The 17,392-nt window shown below is 38.3% G+C and carries 14 protein-coding genes and 1 CRISPR repeat array; of the genes, 4 read left to right on the forward strand and 10 right to left on the reverse strand.

What is annotated here, in order from left to right; all coding sequences use genetic code 11:
* Positions 1-290 precede the first annotated feature (290 nt).
* On the reverse strand, positions 291-1,244 hold the full coding sequence (locus tag QPL79_RS07380; RefSeq protein ID WP_285274169.1) for a M28 family metallopeptidase: 954 nt from the start codon (positions 1,242-1,244) through the stop codon (positions 291-293).
* A gap of 11 nt (positions 1,245-1,255) precedes the next feature.
* The gene (locus QPL79_RS07385; RefSeq protein WP_285274170.1) at positions 1,256-1,429 is read right to left on the reverse strand and encodes a hypothetical protein; all 174 of its coding nucleotides are present in this window, start codon (positions 1,427-1,429) and stop codon (positions 1,256-1,258) included.
* A 299-nt stretch (positions 1,430-1,728) separates the two neighbouring features.
* On the opposite strand from QPL79_RS07385, the gene QPL79_RS07390 reads away from it, so the two are divergent.
* A complete protein-coding gene (locus QPL79_RS07390; protein ID WP_285274171.1) occupies positions 1,729-2,607 on the forward strand; it encodes a hypothetical protein in 879 nt (292 codons plus the stop codon).
* 218 nt (positions 2,608-2,825) lie between these two features.
* On the opposite strand, the gene QPL79_RS07395 is transcribed toward QPL79_RS07390, so the two are convergent.
* The 3 genes from QPL79_RS07395 to QPL79_RS07405 all read right to left on the reverse strand — a co-directional run bounded on the left by QPL79_RS07395 (position 2,826) and on the right by QPL79_RS07405 (position 6,644).
* A complete protein-coding gene (locus tag QPL79_RS07395; RefSeq protein ID WP_285274172.1) occupies positions 2,826-3,980 on the reverse strand; it encodes a substrate-binding domain-containing protein in 1,155 nt (384 codons plus the stop codon).
* A 145-nt stretch (positions 3,981-4,125) separates the two neighbouring features.
* Complete coding sequence (locus QPL79_RS07400; RefSeq protein WP_285274173.1) at positions 4,126-5,094, reverse strand: ABC transporter permease; 969 nt, start codon at positions 5,092-5,094, stop codon at positions 4,126-4,128.
* 20 nt (positions 5,095-5,114) lie between these two features.
* Positions 5,115-6,644, reverse strand: coding sequence for a sugar ABC transporter ATP-binding protein (locus tag QPL79_RS07405; protein WP_285274174.1), 1,530 nt, complete (start codon positions 6,642-6,644; stop codon positions 5,115-5,117).
* Between the two features lie 463 nt (positions 6,645-7,107).
* On the opposite strand from QPL79_RS07405, the gene QPL79_RS07410 reads away from it, so the two are divergent.
* A complete protein-coding gene (locus tag QPL79_RS07410) occupies positions 7,108-8,475 on the forward strand; it encodes a glycosyltransferase family protein (protein ID WP_285274175.1) in 1,368 nt (455 codons plus the stop codon).
* Positions 8,476-8,508: 33 nt separating this feature from the next.
* Here the strand turns inward: QPL79_RS07410 and QPL79_RS07415 are convergent, their stop codons facing one another.
* A complete protein-coding gene (locus QPL79_RS07415; RefSeq protein WP_285274248.1) occupies positions 8,509-10,110 on the reverse strand; it encodes an FAD-dependent oxidoreductase in 1,602 nt (533 codons plus the stop codon).
* Between the two features lie 83 nt (positions 10,111-10,193).
* Here QPL79_RS07415 and QPL79_RS07420 point away from each other — a divergent pair, with 83 nt between their 5' ends.
* Positions 10,194-10,454, forward strand: coding sequence for a MoaD/ThiS family protein (locus tag QPL79_RS07420; RefSeq protein WP_285274176.1), 261 nt, complete (start codon positions 10,194-10,196; stop codon positions 10,452-10,454).
* 103 nt (positions 10,455-10,557) lie between these two features.
* The gene (locus tag QPL79_RS07425) at positions 10,558-12,453 is read left to right on the forward strand and encodes an aldehyde ferredoxin oxidoreductase family protein (RefSeq protein ID WP_350309101.1); all 1,896 of its coding nucleotides are present in this window, start codon (positions 10,558-10,560) and stop codon (positions 12,451-12,453) included.
* 73 nt (positions 12,454-12,526) lie between these two features.
* On the opposite strand, the gene cas6 is transcribed toward QPL79_RS07425, so the two are convergent.
* From cas6 to QPL79_RS07445, 4 genes are all read right to left on the reverse strand, one after another.
* A complete protein-coding gene (gene cas6 / locus QPL79_RS07430; protein WP_285274177.1) occupies positions 12,527-13,438 on the reverse strand; it encodes a CRISPR system precrRNA processing endoribonuclease RAMP protein Cas6 in 912 nt (303 codons plus the stop codon).
* 55 nt (positions 13,439-13,493) lie between these two features.
* Positions 13,494-14,462: a CRISPR direct-repeat array (repeat unit 24 nt; unit sequence GAATCCAAAAAATGGAATTGAAAG).
* A gap of 57 nt (positions 14,463-14,519) precedes the next feature.
* On the reverse strand, positions 14,520-15,056 hold the full coding sequence (locus tag QPL79_RS07435; RefSeq protein WP_285274178.1) for a phospholipase D-like domain-containing protein: 537 nt from the start codon (positions 15,054-15,056) through the stop codon (positions 14,520-14,522).
* A 350-nt stretch (positions 15,057-15,406) separates the two neighbouring features.
* A complete protein-coding gene (locus QPL79_RS07440) occupies positions 15,407-15,748 on the reverse strand; it encodes a hypothetical protein (RefSeq protein WP_285274179.1) in 342 nt (113 codons plus the stop codon).
* Between the two features lie 21 nt (positions 15,749-15,769).
* The gene (locus tag QPL79_RS07445; protein ID WP_285274180.1) at positions 15,770-17,338 is read right to left on the reverse strand and encodes a hypothetical protein; all 1,569 of its coding nucleotides are present in this window, start codon (positions 17,336-17,338) and stop codon (positions 15,770-15,772) included.
* Positions 17,339-17,392: the final 54 nt, after the last annotated feature.

The following is a 17,392-nucleotide window of genomic DNA, read 5'->3' on the forward strand; positions in this document are numbered from 1 at the left end:
GAATCCAAAAAATGGAATTGAAAGTAGAAATGTTTGGATTAGAAGAAAATTCTCGTTTGAGGAAACAGAAGCTGACTATAAAGAATCCAAAAAATGGAATTGAAAGTTACTTGATTTAGGTGTGGACATTTTTAGCCCCGCTAGAAAAGAATCCAAAAAATGGAATTGAAAGAACATTAATAACTGGAATAGCTATTGGCACTTGCTCCAATGGTATTGAATCCAAAAAATGGAATTGAAAGATTTTAGCAACAAGTATATAAGGCATCTAAAATAATGTTCTTCAAATGCTAATAAATTGCTAAACTTTTTATAAGTTCCAATAGTATATCCCTAGCTTTAGCCAAGTTTCTAGAGTCTATACCATCTGCTGTGTCGCTATACCAGTGATAGTTTTTGATCATACCATTAGCAAAGGCCATTAAACTTGTTGCTTTATATCCTGATCTCATTAAAGGTGTTGCATCTGTTGGTAAGAGTTTGTATACCATTGTATTTATCCCCTTGCTCTTAGCGAATTTGTGTATGAATGTTCTAAACTCTTTATTAGAGCACCATGTCAATACAACGCCTTCGCATTCTGTTAGATATAATTTTCCAAAACCTGGATTATCAACATTGATTATTATTGCATTCGATAGTAAATGTGGATTGTACTTGCGAAAGTAGTATGATCCTAGCATTCCCACTTCCTCAGCTCCAGTAAACACTATATACAAAGAGATCTTGCTACCGAGGCTCTGCTCTTCCCTCTTAAGAGATTCTGCCAATCCTAGAACTACTGCAACTCCCGATGCATTGTCGTTAGCCCCGGGGACATAGTTGTGGAAAAGCTCTCTATGAATTAGTATTGCTACTGTTAGCCATAGAGGTGTTGACAGAATTAAAGCTGTGAAAAGAGCATAGCGAAATAAAAACACACCTACTATGGTCATAACAACAACTAAAATCGATGAAAAGAAGTTAACATAGATAGTGCGTCTAAGCATGTGAACTCTACGAGGATTGAAGCTATAAGCAGCTTTAGCACTATCGTAATGTGCCATAACAACTATTCTCTTCTCCCCAGATCCAAAACTAGTCACAACATTTGCTGATCTCCTTCTCAACAAATGGCCTAGCATCAGCGTTAATATTGGTATGTACAGCTCTTCTTCAAGCGATAGTAATGTTAAACCTGTTAATGAGATTGCTACAGCCATTAACTCAGCTTTAGCTAGGGCTAGTAGAGGAGCTAGCGACATAATTAAATATATTATAATATATATGAAAATGTTGGAGGTGTTGGAAAATATTCTATTCTGGGATCATAACCTAGACTCCTAAGTACTTCAACTATATACTTCCTCGCCTCTTCTTCCTCTCTAGTACCAGCACCCCTATGACTACTTGTCAACTTAACAACATAACTAAATAGCTTATCCTCCAACTATTAACCCCCAACTCTCTTTTTCTTAATATTACCTCAAACAAATAGTAACAATTATTTTAACCTTTTCCTGATTTCTCTAATAATTAGAGTTACTGAAATTTTTGACCTAATCCCTTTATCCATGTCTATGCAAATGTTTTAAATAGTGAACTTTTTGATTCTCACAAAGGCTAAGCTAGTTAATGTGTTTGGTTGTCTTATAGAGGATTAGAAGCAATAATTTTGTAGATGGTTTTATTTTCGTGTGTATTTATATAACTAAGTTTTGTAGGTGTTGTTGTGAGGTGATGTGCAAAATGTTAAGAATTTTGGCTAAGTTTGTGTTGTTACTTGGAGTGGTGATGGTGCTGTTTACAAGTGTTTATGGTTTTGCTGGTTTGTTTGGTGAGCAGCTTTATGGTGTTGGCGATTATCTCAAGTATTTTATTGTTGTCTATGACTCTTCATTTAGATGTTCATATGAAATCAATGTTGATATAAAGAATGTAGATGTTGGTAGTGGTAATGTCACATTTACTGTGGGTTTATCGCCTGTTGAGTCAAAGGGAAGTTTTTGCGAGTCTCTTACATCTTTGCTTTCACTTGTGTTTGCATTTCCTCGTTCTGTAATTGTTTACAAGTTGAATGCATCATCTGTAGAGGTTTTCATAGATCCTAGATATAGTGGGAATTTCACTGTTGATACTGATGTTCTTAGGGGGTGGGCTGTTTACCAAAAAGGTGTTTTGGTTGAGGCTTTTGTGGAAACAAAAGTGGCTCTAAGGTATAAGCAGTACACTGTATTAATCGACACTTCAATACCTTGGCTAAAACAATTCGCAAAACAAGTACTGGTACCAGCAACAACGACAACAACTTTGCAGCAAGCAACGATAACAATAATCCAAACAGCTACATCGACTTTAGCAACCACATCAACTACAACAGTAGAGAAAACAAAAACAGTTACATACACAACAACAAAAACAGCAACAGCCACAGTTACAGAAACAGCTACAACAACACAAACACAAACAACAACAGCAACACAAACAATAACAAAAATCGTCACAACAACAGCAACTACTGAAGTAACAAAAATTGACTGGGCATTCACAACAGGAATAACAATAGGTGTTGGAGTAGTACTTCTAGCACTTGGACTAGCACTAGGCAAACAAACCAAGAAATCCTAAAGCAATGGTGCAACAACCATATAACATAGCTTTTCCTAAATTTAATCTATGGGGTTTTTATAACTATTATCTTCCTCTTCCATTACGTACTTAATCAAATCTAGAGGTACTTCCAACTTTTATTATCACTAAATATTAATGTATATGAAAATGTTGTTAGCAATAATACTGTAAAGAACTTAAGAATGTTAAAAAAATGTTTTTTATTTTGATTGGTTTTAGTATGCTGTGTAAGGCTCAATTGGTATAACTGGTAGTGATATAGGTGTTGAGATGACGTATCCAAACCAGTCAATGTTTTCCTTCATGACTGGTACTACAGGTGTTTTGATCCAGTCTGTGGGTGGGTTCCAGCCGTAGAGAACATGGTATACTGCTGCTAGTACTCCCCAGTATCCCTGTAGAAATGCTGCTTGTCCTATTGTTCCACAAAGTGTTCCTTCTTTTGTAGCTTCTACCGCTGCTGAAATTGCGTCAAAACCAAATGTAACTACTTGTTCACATGGCTTTAAGCCTGCATCTCGTAATGCCTTAATTGCTCCAAGTATCATTTCATCATTTGCTGCAATTACGCCGTGAATATCACGTGTTCTAGCTAGAAGTGACTGCATTTTTGAATATGCTGTATCGCTTCTAAAGTCTGCATAATCCTCATAAACTATTTGAACCTCTCCTTTCTGTACTAATGGATCAAGAACATTGTGAAATCCTTTCTTTCTCTCCTCAGCTGAGGATGCTCCAGGCAATCCATTTAGTATAACTATTTTCCATGGTTTTGAATACCCCCTAGACTCTAGTGTTTTTAAGAAGTATCGAGCCTCTACCTCAGCTGCAGCCACATTATCTGTACCAACAAATGCTATTCTAAGAGTTTTATCAGCCACATCTCTATCAAGTGTGAACACAGGTATTTTAGCATCTTTAGCTTTTCTCAATGCGGGTTCTGCAGCCTCATAAGTTATTGGATTAACAAGCAAAACAGTATATCCCTTACCAATTGCTGTTTCTATTTGAGAAACTTGTGTTGCAGGATCGTTTTTAGCATCAAACACATCCATAGTAACTGGCAAACCTATTTTCTGGAAATACTCAACAGCTCTTTGAGCACCAGCAGCCATACCCTTGAAGTATGGATGGCCAAAATCAACAACAAATAGTGCTAGCTTTATCTCCTTTACAGCTTGAGGCCCAGTTGTTACCGTAACGGTTGTGCCAATGGTTTGTGTAACTGTTTTCTCCACGGTTCGTATAATTGTTGTTGGAGGAGCTGAGGGAGCCATGCTATAACCAGCGAAATACCCTATTAACACGCCAATGATAATTCCTACAACGAGAAATACAACCAATCTGCTTATAGCCCTTGGTGCGCTCATAACTTCACACCAGCTTAGAAGTAAATACTTTTAGAAAAAATTATAAATTTATATTTTTATGCCTTATACCACCTTACTGTATCGTGTAAAACCTTAGTTGTTTCTAGTAACTTGCTTAAGTTTAAAAATATGAATTGTTTAAGCTTTACTTAACGTATCTCAGACCTCTGGTTAGTATTGCAGCTGCTCCTATCAGTATTATTCCCTTGACAACCCATTGGAAATATGGGTCTAAACCTATCAAAACAAATATGTTAGTAATCATTGTTAGTACATATGCTCCTAGCACTGGGCCTACAGGATTGCCTACACCACCAGTTAAGTAATATCCTCCTAGCACACATGAAGCTATAGCATCTAGTTCATAGCCCCATCCAGTCCATGGATAAGCTATTTCAAGTCTAGCATTCATTATTTGTCCAGAAAGCCCATAGAGAGTACCTGCCAGTGAGAATGCTAGCACCTTGAAGAAGTCTACTCTAACACCAGATACTCTCACAGCTTCCTCGTTTCCCCCAAGCCCATAAAGCACCAAACCCACAGATGTTCTTCTAACAACAATATATAGCACTATTAGCAACAATATGAATACCCAAACCATTACCGGTAGCCCAAGAATTGTTACATATGTAAATACTCTAAACTCTACTAAACCAGTTATTGACCTACCCTGAGTAAGTATTAACACAAATCCTCTTCCAATAACTAAAATAGCTAGGCTAGACACAAAGGAGAATATCTTTGCCTTTGTAACCATTAAACCATTGAGAAAACCTATCAGAGTACCACACAATATTCCAGCAGCAATACCCAAGCCAGGGTCAAAACCAAGTTGCTTAATTAGTATAGCAGAGATTGTGCCTGTAAGAGCCATTACCGATCCAGGAGATAAGTCTATGCTACCCATCATAATGATTAGAGATTCTCCAAGAGCCAGTAAAGCTAGTGGTACTGTTTGAAGTATTAGTACATACTGGTTGTATGTGGTTAGAAACTGGGGAGATATTGAAGCGGAGATGATGTATAGCATCAGCAGTGACATTGCTGGAGGAAACATTTCATGAGAAGTTATTTTTCTTAGCATATTTAACTTGTTTAGAACATTGGATTTCAACAACATCACCTACAAATCGCTTAAACCTTAGCACCCAACAATTTAATAAGTTTATCCCTATCTAGTTCCTCACGTTGATACAAACCTATCTGCACTCCATCCTTTAGCACCAACACCTTATCTGAAAGCGCCAAAACCTCGTCAATATCTGAAGACAACAATATTATTCCATAACCTCCACTAGCAAGTTCTGCAATAATTCTTCTTATCTCCATCTTAGCACTAATATCTATTCCAAAAGTGGGTTCATCAAGTATTAGTATTTTGGGGCGAGTTTCAAGAGTTTTTGCTATTACAACCTTCTGCTTATTACCACCACTCAAATTATCAACTCTAACCTCTGGTGATGGAGCTACTATTCTCAATCTTTTTATATACCAATCCGCAATTCTCTGTTCAAGTTTTAAATCTCTAAGGAGATGCAACTTGCATATACTTGTAATTGATGGTAACACAATGTTGTCTCTTACCGATAATAGTAAAACCAGTCCTTCTCTATTTCTGTCCTCAGGTAGGTAAAAAATACCATATTTTCTCGCATCAACAGGATTTCCTATTCTAACTCTTTTACCCTCAATATATATCTCTCCCCTTGTTATTTTCTCCATACCTATAAGAGCTTTGCCCAATTCCGTTTTTCCAGCACCCAACAAGCCTGTTACACCAAGAATCTCACCTTTGTAAAGTGTGAATGAGAGACCTTTCAATGGAACCTCTATGGGAAGTGATGGTGTTGTATAAAGATTTCTCACTTCTAGAAGAGGTGTTGCTTGGATCTCCACCTTCTTCTTAGCTGCCATACCCACCTCATAGAATTCCACTAGAGGCTTACCTATCATTAACTCCACAAGCTTTTCATGAGTTACTTCACTAACATTGAATGTTCCAATTTTTTCTCCATCTCTAAGCACAGTAACCCTATCCCCTATCTCAAACACCTCATCTATTTTATGCGTTACAAGAATTACAGAAACATCTTTCTTCTTCAGCTCCCTAATAACATTGAAGAGATGAAGCACTTCTGATTTTGTAAGAGCACTTGTTGGCTCATCCATACATATCACTTTACCACCTTCAGCCAAAGCCCTTGCAACTTGAACAAGCTGCTTCTCAGCTGCTCTAAGATCCTTGATTTTAGTCATTGGATTTACGCTAAGACCAACAAACTCCAAATACTTTTTGCCCAGCTCAGCTAATTCGCTATTCCTTAGCAAAGCAAACGATTTTCTCGAAATTTTTGCAGTTAAAAACATGTATTCAGCAATAGTTAAATTAGGAGTTAACGTAGCTTCTTGATGAGTAAGAGTTATGCCAAGTTTCTTAGCCTTCATAGGACTATCTATAAAAACCTTTGCCCCATTCACATAAATCTCGCCATCATCTGGTGTAAGTATACCATTGATAATCTTGAGAAACGTAGATTTTCCAGCACCATTCTGACCAACTAGCACATGAACCTCGCCTACACCCAAATCAAAATCAACACCCTTCAAAGCAATAGTTCCAGGAAACTTTTTAACAATACCCCTTGTTTGCAATAGTAAAGGCATTCAACCTCAGCTCAAAAACATCATTTAATTACATAATTAGCGATAAAAAGTATATAAATATTTTCATCAATTCCATTTAATGAATTCTAATCCAAGTTTTGCTCATCGAGACTTCCCATTACGAAACCTGCACTACAAACCTTATTGAAAGAAGAACAAATCCTGAATTCACTAATACCATGATTATTGCAATATCATTAAACCTTTATCATACAGCAACCCATTGCTGCAACAATGCAATTGTAAAGCAAGACTTTATTAGTAATGGTTTGTGTAAAAACCTCAGACTTTCGGCCCGGCTTCATCATTTTTCAGCAGAGGCTAGGAGCTCGTCATTGCCATGTATTAGTTTTTTGTTTCATGTCTTTTAATTTTTAATGGACGTGTTGAAAGCTTATATTGTTTTTGGTTTTTTAGATGTTGTGTTGAGTAACTTGATTTTGGTTTGTTTGGGTGTGGTGGTGTGGCTGGTTTTAGAATCTACTATGTTTTTATAGCTATTGTTGTTGCTTCTTCGCTTGCTTTCTCCATCTATATTCATTTTCCATATCCTTTGAATAGGGATGTTTTTGGCAATACTGGTTTTCTCTATAGCGATATTGTCTATGGTGTTTTTGTTCCAAGGTTTCTTGATGTTGTTTCCCCTTTTGGTTCTCTTGATGACTCTAAGATTTCTGGGTATTGGTATAGCAGAGAGGTTGTTTTAAAACTTGTTAGTGGCAATATAGATGTTTTTTCTTGTCCAGCTCCATACAGGGACTACAAGTTTGAGTATCCTCCTTTAACAGCTTTGATTTGGTATTTCTCTACATGCACATCGTTTCTATATGTATACAAATTTGTTGGTGTTCCCAAAAATCCTCTTGACTACAGATCTCTTGTTTCAAACTATGTTATTCCAATTCACTTCGCCATTCAATCAGCTGTTTTAGCTGTTTCAGCAATTCTAATGGCTATTTACATGATTAGAATAGCTAAGGCTGTTGGATCTAGTTGGAGCAGGGTTCTAATATTCTTTGTTCTTCCATCGACAGTGATATACATGATATACAACTGGGATGTTTTAACAGCATCTCTTGTTGTAATAGCTGTTTATGAGCTAATCAATGAAAGGTATGGTGTTGGAGGAGCTCTGCTTGGTTTAGCAACATCAGCTAAGCTAATACCACTTTTTGCAGTTATTGCTATTGGCTATGACATGCTTCAGAAAAGTCTTCGCAAAGAAATTGGCTATGAGAAGATAACAAGCTTTGCAACCGGTTTTACATTATTTGGAGCAGCTCCATACATGGTTGTAGCAGCTTTTTTCAGCAAAGGCTTCTCTGATTTTGTGAATCATCACATGACATGGTATTGCGAAAACTGTTTGTATCTACCGATAGTTCATGATATATACAATCCAATTCATAGAATATTATTCTACACACTAGCAACAATATTTATGCTACTTGTAATGACTGTTGAGATAAGCAATTGGAGAAAACTTGTGGAGGTATCTCTACAGGCAATAGCAACAGGCATAGTATTCAACTACATCTTCTCACCACAAATGATTCTTCTAATAACACCACTAGCACTGCTAGCAATTCCAAAAACATTGATAGCACCATACATCTTCGCTGATGCTGCAAGTGCATCAATAATCCTAATGTTTTTCAAAGACCAGGAAATAAGACAGGCAATAGCAAAATATGTTGAAATACCTGTAAAGTTTTCCCCATGGACAATAGACTCTCCAGTTCAGTGGGTAGCAACAATAAGAAACGCAATACTGCTTGCAGCATACATTATTCAACTTTATTTGCTTATCAAACAACAGAGTAGTGAATAGATAACTCAAGATTCTTTTGTAAAAACGTTTTCTCTATGTCTTAGCAGGTGATGCAGCAAGAATTATTGCGCCAGATGGGCACATAGATATGCATGCTGGTTCCAACCCACCTCTTCTAAGCTGTAAACAAAGATCGCAATTCACTATATCTCCTCTACTTATTCTAATCGCTCTAATTGGACAAGCATATATGCAGTCCATGCACTTGTTGCATTTCTTCATATCGATGATTATCTCCCCCATGCCACCTCTGATAATAGCATCTCTTTTGCATGCAGATTGGCATTTAGCATTTGTGCAGTGCAGACATGCTGTGGGGAAGACAAGTCCATAGTCTGTTTTCCTTATTCTCACATAGGATTTTCCATCGTGAATAAAACTGCATATAGCATTGCATGTTTCGCAGCCCATGCACTTTCCATAGTCGAATATTTTTAGAAATGGTTTTGCAGATAAGCAAAACTCTGCTTCTACACCACCATGCCTATTTAAAAACTCGCACATGGTTTTCGCCAACCCCTCATCCCATGTCACAGCTCTTGGCAAAAACCTTTCAACTGGCCTTAGTCTTTTCACCATATCCTCAACACTTATCTTCTCACCAGAAAGCATAGCATCTACAACTCTAACAGCTTTTAGCGCATGGTCAATGGCAAGACCTATTTTCGATGGGCCTGTAGCAACATCGCCAACAGCAAAAATGTTTGTATTTGGAATTCTATAGTCGCTTCCAACAACTATTCTCCCAGATGAGTCTATGTATTTCAGTAGTTCTCCAGAGTATATTGGTGGTGTTGGTGTTTCACCAACTGCAGCAACAATGAGATCTGCTTCTATGAAAAACTCTGTTCCAGGTACTGGTATGGGTTTTGGTCTACCACTTTCATCTGGTGGACCAAGCTGAACCTTGAGAAACTCAACCCCTTTGGCATAGCCACTTTCAACAACAATTCTCTTTGGTTGTGCAAGCTCAATCCACTTAACACCTTTGTCAATAAGCTTCTTAATTTTGTATTCACCAGCAGGAGCTTCTCTAATGGTTCTTCTATACACCATATAAACCTCGCTTATGCCCATAGACAAACACTCTTCAGCAGCATCAACAGCACTTAGACCAGCTCCAATAACAATGGCTTTTCTAAAAGAATCAAAACCGTTTTTGGCTAATCCAAGTTCAGAAACCCTTCTTCTATACAAAAAGCTTAGTGCTGTAACAACATTTTTCGCATTCTCTCCCTCAACACCAAGAAGCCTAGATCTCCACGCACCAGTAGCAATAACTACTGCATCATAGTTTCTAGAGAGTTGAGTTAGATCAACTCTTTTCTCAACAAACTCATCACCTTCATCAACACCATTACCCAAAGCCACTTTGGTTTTTAGGTAGAATCTAACACCAAAGTTTTGCTCAAGATCCTTCCAACCCTCGAAAACCTCCTCCAGTGGTATTCTTGAACGTGGTATAGCAAATGTCATCATGCCCCCGGGGTATGGAAGCTTATCATAAACATCAACTTCATAGCCTCTGCAAACAAGATAACCAGTTGCTGCAAGACCTGCTGGACCTGCTCCAACAACAGCAACTCTTTTTCCAATATCTCCAAAGGGTTCTCTACACAGAAAAGCAAATTTCAGTTTGGTTCACCAAAAGCCAAGGTTGTTTAACAGTGTAATAGGTTTAAGAGTCTTACAAGCACTGACTTTTTGTGGTGTGGTAATTGAGAATAGCTGTACGTGTCTACATGGACTTGACTAAGAAGCTTGGTTGGAGCGAAAAGGTTTTTGTTTTAGATAGGGAGAAGGTAAATTTGAAAGAGCTTTTGTCTCTTCTTGAAGATCTGAAAAGTGTTGTGCTTAGCAATTTGGATGACTACATGGTTTTGGTAAATGGTGTTAACATAAAGCTTCTTAAAGGCATTGAAACAGAGATTTGCAGTGATTCAACTATAGATATATTTCCTCCAGCTGCTGGGGGGTAGTAAAAGCAACAAGTTTTTGCACATGCTACACACTTTAGCATAAGCTTTATATAAGCACTTTGCATGTTTCTGTACTTAGGAGTTGCATGATTTGGATGAGACTATGCCTGTTGGTGGATACATGGGCAGAGTTTTGAGAGTTAATCTGTCTGAGGGCAGGGTAAGGATTGAGGATTTGCCTTCTGAGGATGTTCTCAGAAAGTGGGTTGGTGGCAGGGGGCTTGGAGTATACTACATGCTTAAAGAGGTTAATCCACGAGTAGATCCTCTAAGCCCAGAGAACAAAGCAATTGTTGCTACAGGTCCTTTAACAGGTGTTACAGGAATACCCTCTTCCGGTAGATGGTGTTCTGTAACAAAATCTCCATTAACAAACACCATACATGATTCTCACAGTGGTGGAAAGTTTGGTCCTGAGCTAAAGTTTGCTGGATTTGACATGGTTATTGTTGAGGGTGCTTCGGAGAAACCTGTTTATCTTTGGATTTATGATGGCAAAGCTGAGCTTAGAGATGCTAAGCATTTGTGGGGTAAGGACACTCATTCAACAACTGATATGATTAGAGAAGAGCTTGCACCTGTTGTTGGATCTGATGAAGCTAGAGAGATAAAGGTTGCTTGCATAGGACCTGCTGGTGAGAATCTCGTTAGAATTGCGTGTATTATAAACGATAAGAACAGGGCTGCTGGTAGAGGTGGTCATGGAGCTGTTTGGGGATCTAAAAAGCTTAAAGCTATAGCTGTTAGAGGTCATATGAAGCCTCGTGTGGCTAATGAGGAGAGGCTTGAGGAGGTTGCTCTCAAGTCTATGGATATTATAAAGAAGTCTCCTGTAACATCACAAACTCTTCCAAAGTATGGAACAGCTGCACTAGTTAATGTTATAAATGCTCATGGGATTTTCCCAACAAGAAACTTTAGAACAGGTGTGTTTCCAGAGGCGAGTATGATTAGTGGTGAAAGAATTGCTGATGAGATTATGGATTGGAAAATGGCTGAGGAGGAAGTGTGCTGGGGTTGTGAAATAAAGTGTGCAAGATACACAAGACTTGTTAAACCACCGTTCACAGGTGAGGGTGGGGGACCAGAATACGAAACTGTTTGGGCCTTGGGCGCGGATACAGGTACAAGCGACTTGTATGCTGTTACAAAAGCTAATTATTTATGCAATGAGCTTGGCCTAGACACAATATCAATGGGAGCAACAATAGCTACTCTAATGGAGCTTGTATCACTTGGGAAAGTGCCAAAGGAGAAGCTGAGAGGCTTGAAGGTTGAGTGGGGCAATGGAGAAGCACTTGTTGAGCTAACATGGAGAACAGCATACAGATCTGGTATAGGCGATGACCTTGCCGAGGGAGCTGCTAGACTAGCTAAAAAGTATGGAGCACCAGAAATTGCCATGGTTGTTAGAAACCAGGAGCTTCCAGCATACGACCCAAGAGGTGCTCAAGGCCATGGACTAGCATATGCAACTAGCAACAGAGGTGGTTGCCACTTAAGAGCATACATGATAGCTCCCGAGGTTATTGGAATACCACAACTTCTCAACAGATTTGAGACCAAGGGCAAAGCTGCATGGGTTAAGGAGTTTCAAGATGTTTTCGCAGCTCTAGACAGTTTAGTTGTTTGCAAATTTGTTTCATTTGCTTACTGGGCAGATGTATTAGCTGAGCAACTATCAGCTGTAACTGGATGGAATGTAACAGCTGATGAGTTTAGGAAAATAGGTGAGAGGATATACAATGCTGAAAGAGTATTCAACATACTTGCCTTTGGAGATGGCGAAGAGTATGATACTTTGCCAAAAAGGTTACTAGAAGAGCCAATGCCAGAAGGGCCGGCTAAAGGCCATGTTGTAAAGCTAAGTGAGATGCTACCTGAGTATTACAGTGTTAGAGGATGGGTAAGGGGAAGACCAACAAGAGCAAAACTAGAAGAACTAGATCTGAAGTGGTTAGCGGATAGATTAGAGAAAGAGGGTTTGCTACCAGCATAACAAAACAAATTATTTTTTTCACCACACATTTTCTAATGCATAGCTTCAGCAACTTTCTCCATAGAGAAAAGGGTTATTGTTGAAGCTCGTTAATTGGAATTGCTGATGCTGTTGTTACTCCAAATCCTATTGACCTCGACTTTCCTATTCCAAAAATGTTTGCAAGAGCCATTAGCTTATCTATTTTCTCCACAATTTTTCTTTTGCTTATTGTTAGCTTTAGAATTGCATATCCTATGAAACCTCTTATAGACCTTTTCTCATCGTATTTAACTGTTCTTGGCTTTACATCAAGATCTATTGGTGTTAAAACAACTTCGCATAGCCTTCCAAGAAAGTAGTCTGACCACTCATCCGATGGTCCTCCAAACAGTGTTTCTCCTGTTGCTGATCTCCACAACTTTGATAGGTAGTTGCATATGTGGCTTGTTGATGGATATAATATGTATAGATTCTCTGCTTTCTCCAACCTCTTTCTAAAGCTTTCTAGTGGCGGAGCCATAAGCTTTGATGATAGGAGAACAGGCGTGTGGAAAACCATTTTAATAAGCTGCTTACCAGAATCTGCAAAACCAATGCTCAAGCTTTTCAAAGGTGTGAACTCAAGTGTTTTGAGAGAAACCCTAACCCTCCTACCCCAGATAGAAACCAAACACTCACCACCAGAAGCAATAGAGTCAAGCTTCGAAGAATCACTCAAAACAAACGACATGTCGAACCAGGCTCTAGAACCAGAAGAAAGCATTGCACCACCATCAAGAATATACCTACGCCTAGAACCAGAAACAACATAGAGAGGAGAAACAGAAAAAGGCTTAACAGAAGCTCTAACCTCATAGAAAGACCTTGCCCACTCAAACTCTCTACAGAGATAAATCAAAGCCTTAACAAATCTACCACTATACAAAGAAACAACAACATCATCAACAGCCTCAACATCAAAAGTAGCTCTGCAAACAAGCAAAACTCTCACCCTCTCAAACACAACAAACTCCAAAAGCTAATAAATCTGAGCAGCACATGGAAAACCAAATAAGCAAGAATCCAAAAAATGGAATTGAAAGTGTAGTTGTTTGAGCCAATAACGCTACTGGAGATGCTAGCAAAGCTGAATCCAAAAAATGGAATTGAAAGCAATTTAGGAAATCGCCAAGCTGTTGTTAGAGTGGATGAAGCTGGGAATCCAAAAAATGGAATTGAAAGTGCCCCTGGTTTGGTGTACTGCTCATATTTCAATTGTTATTTAGGAATCCAAAAAATGGAATTGAAAGTAAAGTTTATGCCCAATCAACAAACACAACATATGTGATTTACTCTGAATCCAAAAAATGGAATTGAAAGAGCCGTCCATGCATACACAGATAGCTGTGACTCAATTATTTCAGAATCCAAAAAATGGAATTGAAAGAATGCATTTCCTGTACTTGAATGAGCAAAGAAAATATGTTGCTGAATCCAAAAAATGGAATTGAAAGTTGTTTCTAGTTCCATGGTATTTGCATGACAAGCTTTGTGAAGACCCCGAATCCAAAAAATGGAATTGAAAGGTGCTATACAAAAGCACAAGAGCTTCTCCAAAGCCAATTCTGAATCCAAAAAATGGAATTGAAAGATATATGCAATGTCATCGCTACAGAGGCTATTCCAATCAGGAATCCAAAAAATGGAATTGAAAGTTGAATCGATTTTTCCTTGCTTTGCTAAGGTGTTTGCAACTTCGAATCCAAAAAATGGAATTGAAAGAGCTTTAAAGCCCGCAAACAGCTCTTTGCATTTCTTTGTATCTGGAATCCAAAAAATGGAATTGAAAGTGATGCAATGTTTATGTCCATGGCTATCACAGTCTAAATGTTTGAATCCAAAAAATGGAATTGAAAGTAATTATAATACTAGTATTAGTACTGGTGATTAGAAGATGAGTGAATCCAAAAAATGGAATTGAAAGAATGAAAATCACAGCTGTGTCAGAACTCAACAAAAGAATTGAATCCAAAAAATGGAATTGAAAGTAGCATGTTTGTTTGGAGTTTCTAAGGCTTGCTTGGCTATGTTGATGGCTTTTTCATTTATTTAAGCCACTCTTCATATTCTGGTATGAATCTTTCTATGATTTCTGATACTAGTGCTTCGCTTACAAATCTTAGCATATAGTCTGCTGGTACGTATCGTACTGTGACTATTTGTAGTGGGTTTATTGAACCTAGATATATTATGCTATCATCTATTATAACAGCTTTGAAGTGGAATTTGGGCTTTTTAACAACTTTTACATGGCATTTCTCTAAAATCTCGATGCACATCCCATGTTCCTCAACATCACTAACCTGATCTTTTTCAGGAGGTCTTGTAATCACTACCACCCTACACCCCCTCTCTAGAGCACGTCTAACCTCCTCAAGGCTGCAGAACTTCTCTACTGCAGCTCTGTTGAGAAAAGGTGATATCACTATCGCATGGCTAGCCATGTTCTTTAAATCCTTGCGCAACTCCACGAGAAACTGATCAGGATCTAGGATTTGAGTAGCTGCCTTAAAGAACTCCTCCCTAAGTCTTTTTAGAATAGGTCCTTTCTCCAAACGCTTTCTAATAACATCACGAAACATTTTAAACACACTATAACAAGCTAACTTTCACTACGTTTTCCACCTTTATAAACATTTGCAAATTTGTAGCATAGAGAAAAAACTGAAAAGGTTCAAGAACAGACCATAAATAAAACCATATGTATATGCCTCCGCTTCGAAGGCAACTAGATAAAGCCTCACCATAAATGTTCACATTTTAGAAGTTGCCTCTACAGCAAAAACCTTTAGCTTTAGTATTACTTCCACATTACTTCTAATAGGCAAACTTTAAAGCATTTGAATTCTCAAGAATTAAATCGAAAAGGTGTGATAAAGCATGCATAAAGCTTCTACTTACTAAGTATAGAATATAAATAGTTTGCAAGCTTCTACGTTATCTCCTCTATCTCCTTGGCTAGCTGCTTTAGTTTCTCAGCCACATCCCTAAGCTTTTGTGGTGCTATACCTGTGAACAACTTTTTGAGTTTTCCAGATACAAGCTCGTATATCTCCTTGGCGTTTTCAGCTGAAGTCTTTTCACCAAGCTCTATAACGAAAAAGCCGTCGTCTAGAGCAGCTCTTCTTGCATCATCTGTAAGCTCTCTAGCAACAAGTATTCTTAGGTGGGGGATTTTCATTAGCTGCAAAACCCTTCCAAATTCCTGATCAACAACACTTCTCCCAACAACATCTCTCCAGTTCTTACACGAAACATAAACTCTGAACTCCATGCCCTCAACATTTCTAACACCCTACACATCAACCTCGATATTACCACCCTTAGCAGGCAATAAAACATCCACATCAACCTTAAAACCAAAGTCCTCCAAAACTTTGGCAACAATACTCTCCAAAACATCTCTAGAGGGTTTGGAAAGCAGAAGCCTATTCTCAAAATCCCTTGCCTCAGCCACGGCTCTTGCTACCGGAGCTTCGAAAGCTTTTGCAGTTCGCAACTGTTGAAGAAGTTGAACAGCCTCTTGAGGAGGCTGCTCAATGAACTTAACCTCATAGTCTTGTGCCAAAATTTTCAGAACCTCTGAGTGAATAGCATGGTTATAGGTGTTAGCAGCTACAAACAGCTTAGAGTTTTGCAGAAATAGCCATAGAGCATATTTGCTTGAGTCATACTGAGGAAGACTATTTATCCACTCCAAAACAGTTTCTGAGGGGGCACCCTTAGTAACCAATAGAGCAATGCTTCCCCGAGGAATGTCGTGCAACCAAATAGATGGGGGCTTAGGCCATGGAAGCAATATTGTTACTATAGGCTTTGAACCCTCTTTTGTAAAGACACATTTATTACCTGTGCAAACACTTTTATAGCCTTGCTTAACAAAAAGCTTTGACACTTCCTGACCGAGGCTCTTAACAGCGTTTTCCTCCAAGATCTTGAGCTCCTTCACAACATCCTCATATACAAATGGGTTTGGCATGCAATTCCACAGAACGCCCTCTATGCTAGACTCCCTACACAGAATATCTCTAGGTAATCCAAAGAACGCTAAAAGATAGTTAATTTTATCATAGCAGTACTCAGAGCCATATCCACATTCTGTTACCAAATTGACCACAGATGTTTTCACATATTCCTCCTTGTCGTACATCTCCCTAAGAATACTACTCACCTGTAGCCTATTGGGGGTTTTAACATAGTCGCTAGCCTTTGCAGCTAAGGACTCAACCTCTTGAATAACATTTGGATAAATACATAAATCATAATAATTGTGTCTTCGAGATGCTGAATTATGTGAATAGCCCAGCAAATACTTAAAGAAGAATCTTCTAACATCACTTAAATCTTCTTTGAGAGCAGCTGATACAGCCTTTGTGAAATTATCGATATCTGATGACGATACACATTTGCTATTACTATAATCACTGTAAACACTAACTCCATATCCTATTCTTTTTCCCCTCCACAAAAACATTATAATACTTGAAGCTACAGCAAGAGACCTCATCTCATTGGATGGAGCGCTAGAAAGTCTCTTTCTAGCCTCCGCCAATATCACAGGAGATATGTATTTGCGATAGGTATAATCCGAAATGAAATTTCCTACCTCAACCTCCTTACCCTCTACAACGACTCTAGTATATCTATATATGCCACTAAATCTGCTTCTCACCTCTATTGCATCAGCTCTTGCAATCTCCTCACCAAAACCCTCTTTGAGCGTTAAAAAAGTGTTGGAGAAAGCCTCATCCTCAAGAGATCTGAAGAACACAAAAACGCCTATTGCATAGGGAAGACCCTTTCTAGCAACCTCATCAACAAGCTTAACTATATCATCTATAGACATTGTTGGACTACTACTCATGATGCCACCAAAAATCTCCAAAATACTCAAATTTTGTGATGAAGCTAAAAGTTT

Origin of the sequence: Ignisphaera cupida (assembly GCF_030186535.1) — an archaeon.
GTDB lineage: Archaea > Thermoproteota > Thermoprotei_A > Sulfolobales > Ignisphaeraceae > Ignisphaera > Ignisphaera cupida.

Excerpts from the sequence above, each read along its gene's own strand:
- QPL79_RS07395 (WP_285274172.1), bottom strand. The coding sequence starts at position 3,980 with ATGAGCGCACCAAGGGCTATAAGCAGATTGGTTGTATTTCTCGTTGTA.
- QPL79_RS07390 (WP_285274171.1), top strand. The coding sequence starts at position 1,729 with ATGTTAAGAATTTTGGCTAAGTTTGTGTTGTTACTTGGAGTGGTGATG.
- QPL79_RS07425 (WP_350309101.1), top strand. The coding sequence starts at position 10,558 with ATGCCTGTTGGTGGATACATGGGCAGAGTTTTGAGAGTTAATCTGTCT.
- QPL79_RS07380 (WP_285274169.1), bottom strand. The coding sequence starts at position 1,244 with ATGTCGCTAGCTCCTCTACTAGCCCTAGCTAAAGCTGAGTTAATGGCT.
- QPL79_RS07445 (WP_285274180.1), bottom strand. The coding sequence starts at position 17,338 with ATGAGTAGTAGTCCAACAATGTCTATAGATGATATAGTTAAGCTTGTT.
- QPL79_RS07435 (WP_285274178.1), bottom strand. The coding sequence starts at position 15,056 with ATGTTTCGTGATGTTATTAGAAAGCGTTTGGAGAAAGGACCTATTCTA.
- QPL79_RS07405 (WP_285274174.1), bottom strand. The coding sequence starts at position 6,644 with ATGCCTTTACTATTGCAAACAAGGGGTATTGTTAAAAAGTTTCCTGGA.
- QPL79_RS07440 (WP_285274179.1), bottom strand. The coding sequence starts at position 15,748 with ATGGAGTTCAGAGTTTATGTTTCGTGTAAGAACTGGAGAGATGTTGTT.